The following is a 2870-nucleotide window of genomic DNA, read 5'->3' as shown; positions in this document are numbered from 1 at the left end:
GTTGAAGGCCCTGTCGAGTGTCGCGTCTCCCGAGGCTGTGGTCCGCCGCCCGCCTTCCTACACCGAACGCGTCGGCTATGAAGGCGAACTTGGCATCGTGATCGGCAAACGCTGCAGCAATGCGTCGGAAGAGGAAGCCGCAGCCGCTATTTTCGGTTACACCTGTGTCAACGACCTGACGGCGAGTGACATCATCGCCCGCGACAAGACCTTCGCACAATGGGCCCGCGCCAAGAGCTTCGACGGTTTCTGTCCGTTCGGTCCGGTCATCGCCACCGATATCGATCCGGCCGAATGCAATGTCAAAACCGAGCTCAACGGTGCCCTGCGCCAAGACTATCCCTTAAGCGATATGATCTTTCCCCCGGCAATTCTCGTCAGCGCGCTATCGAAGGATATGACGCTGGAGCCTGGCGATCTGATCTGCTGTGGCACGTCGCTCGGCGTCGGCTCGATAAAGGATCCGACCAACACGGTCTCCGTCACCATCGAGGGTATCGGCACCTTGTCGACGACATTTGTTCAGTAGGCTCTAAAATGAGAGAATACCCGGAAGCCAAGGTTCCGGGTATTCTTCTATCAAACCGGCATTGGATGTTTCAGCGCTCTATCCAACTCCGGCCAGACGCGTCATATTCTTTCAGGCCGCTGCGGCCATCGCTTCGCGGATGGTTTCGCCGACGAGATGCGGGCTCTTGGCGATGATCACACCGGCATCCTTCAGCGCATTGATCTTGTTCCCGGCATCACTGGCAGCACTTTGTGCGAAAGCCCCGGCATGGCCCATGCGGCGTTCCGTCGGCGCATACCGGCCGACAACGAGCCCGACGACCGGAATGTCCGGTTTGATCCCGGCAAGAAACTCCGCCAGTTCCTGCTCTTCCGATCCGCCGATCTCGCCGATGGCGATCACACCGCGCGTATCGTGGTCAGCAAGGAACAGCTCCATGCAGTCGCGCATGCTCAAGCCGTGAATGGCGTCACCGCCAATGCCGACTGTTGTCGACTGGCCCAGTCCCGCCGCACTCACCTGAGCGATAACCTCGCTGGTCAGCGATGCCGAGCGCGACAGGATGCCGACATGGCCCTTTCGCTCGCTGCCGGTCGCCATCACGCCGATCTTGCAGACGCCCGGCGAAAGGATGCCCTGCGAGTTCGGACCGACAAGAATCGTCGAGCTCTGCTTCAGCGCCGCGCGCACGCGCAACATGTTCTGTACAGGCACCCGTTCCGTCAGAGCCACGACAAGCGGCATACCTGCCTCGATCGCCTCGATCATTGCTGCAGCCGCGTTTTCCGGCGGGACGAAAATCATGCTGGCATTGGCGCCAGTCTCTTTCATCGCTTCTGCAACCTCGTCAAAGACCGGGAGGTTCAGATGGTAGGTTCCGCCCTTGCCGGGAGTTACGCCGCCCACGATCCGGGTTCCATATTCCATCATGGCCGCCGAATAATGCGTTCCGGCCCAACCGGTCATGCCCTGGCAGATCACACGGGTATTCTGATCAACGAGAATGGTCATGATCTTCCTCCATGGGCGGCGGAAACGGCGCGGCTGACCGCCGTCCACATGTCGGGACAGTCGATCACCTTGCAGCCGAAATTGGCGAAGCGGAACCGGGCATATTCGGCATTGTTGCCTGCCAGACGAACGATAACCGGACAGGAGCGGCCCGTGCGCCGCATCGCGATGGCGAGACCGTCGGCAATAGTATCGCAGGGCTGCATTCCGCCACCGTGCACATTGACAAGAATCGAGCGCACAGCCGGATTGTTGAGAAGAAGCGTGAATCCATGCGCGACATCGAGGCTGGTGGCCGTCGTGCGGATATCCATGAAGTTCGCAGCGCTGCCATTGGCGGCACGCACCATGTCGAGCGTTGCGAGGCCGAGTCCGGCCCCATTGACAGCCAGACCGATATTGCCGTCCATCCGCAGATAGTTGAGCCGGCGATTTTGCGCGACAAGCTCGATCTCATCGCCGTCATGCTCTTCGCGCAGCGCCACCAGTTCGGGATGCCTGAACAGCGCGTTGTCGTCGATGATCATCTTGACGTCGACCGCAACGAACTTGCCCTCTTCTGTCACCACCAATGGATTAAGCTCAATGAGTGTAGCATCGAGTTCGACGAAGGCCAGGCGCAACTGATCGAGAAGCGAAGCAAAGGCAGAGTGAAGACCGGAACCGAGGCCAAGACGCTGGGCCAAGCCAGTCACAGCCGCGTTCTCGAGTGCATCTCCGGTACCGAGGGAAAGCCTCTCCAGACGGGTTTCGCCCGATTGAAGCCGCTGCTCGATATCCTCGCTCCCTTCAGCACCGGCAAGGATGGCAATTTCAGCCCTTGCCGCATCGACGAGCAACGACAGATAGAGGCTGCGGACTGGGCGAACGGCCGTTTCGATCAACACTCTGTTGACGCGGCAACCGGCTGGTCCCGTCTGTTCGGTTATGAGAATACGCCCAAGCATCGCGGCTGCAGCGGCTTCGACCTCGCCTGGGGATGAGACCAGACGGACGCCGCCAGCAAGGCCGCGGCCTCCCGCCAGAACCTGTGATTTCACGGCGATCCTGTCCACGCCCAAAGCCTCTGCTGCTTCGCGGGCCTCGCTGGGGGTCAGCGCCACCCGGCTTTCGGGGACATTGACGCCTCTGGCGGATAAGAGTGCTTTCGACTGGAACTCATGAAGCTTCATAGCCGCCTCCTCCCTGAAGCGAATAGGCTTATGGTGTGGCGATGCTTAGTACCGCCAGCGAGTCAGTGGAATACATAATGCCAACTAAGATCAGACCTGTCAATCGGTAGCCAGGTTATGATTTCTGCGCCCACAACCGCAACCTGGTCGAAAAGAAAACGGCGGCACCGGGGGGT

The 2870-nt window shown here is 60.0% G+C and carries 3 protein-coding genes; 1 reads left to right on the top strand and 2 read right to left on the bottom strand.

The window, feature by feature from the left end; all coding sequences use genetic code 11:
• A partial coding sequence (locus ACXJ5O_RS23445; protein ID WP_457302005.1) for a fumarylacetoacetate hydrolase family protein occupies positions 1–529 on the top strand: 529 nt, incomplete at its 5' end.
• 111 nt (positions 530–640) lie between these two features.
• Here ACXJ5O_RS23445 and sucD read toward each other — a convergent pair.
• Both sucD and sucC read right to left on the bottom strand, forming a co-directional pair.
• Complete coding sequence (sucD, locus tag ACXJ5O_RS23440) at positions 641–1522, bottom strand: succinate--CoA ligase subunit alpha (protein ID WP_457302004.1); 882 nt, start codon at positions 1520–1522, stop codon at positions 641–643.
• A complete protein-coding gene (sucC, locus tag ACXJ5O_RS23435; RefSeq protein WP_457302003.1) occupies positions 1519–2694 on the bottom strand; it encodes an ADP-forming succinate--CoA ligase subunit beta in 1176 nt (391 codons plus the stop codon). Before sucC ends, sucD begins: the two co-directional genes overlap by 4 nt.
• Positions 2695–2870 lie beyond the last annotated feature (176 nt).

Source organism: Phyllobacterium sp. P5_D12 (assembly GCF_054049495.1).
This window is presented reverse-complemented; position numbering and strand designations above follow the sequence as displayed.

Excerpts from the sequence above, each read along its gene's own strand:
- sucD (WP_457302004.1), bottom strand. The coding sequence starts at position 1,522 with ATGACCATTCTCGTTGATCAGAATACCCGTGTGATCTGCCAGGGCATG.
- sucC (WP_457302003.1), bottom strand. The coding sequence starts at position 2,694 with ATGAAGCTTCATGAGTTCCAGTCGAAAGCACTCTTATCCGCCAGAGGC.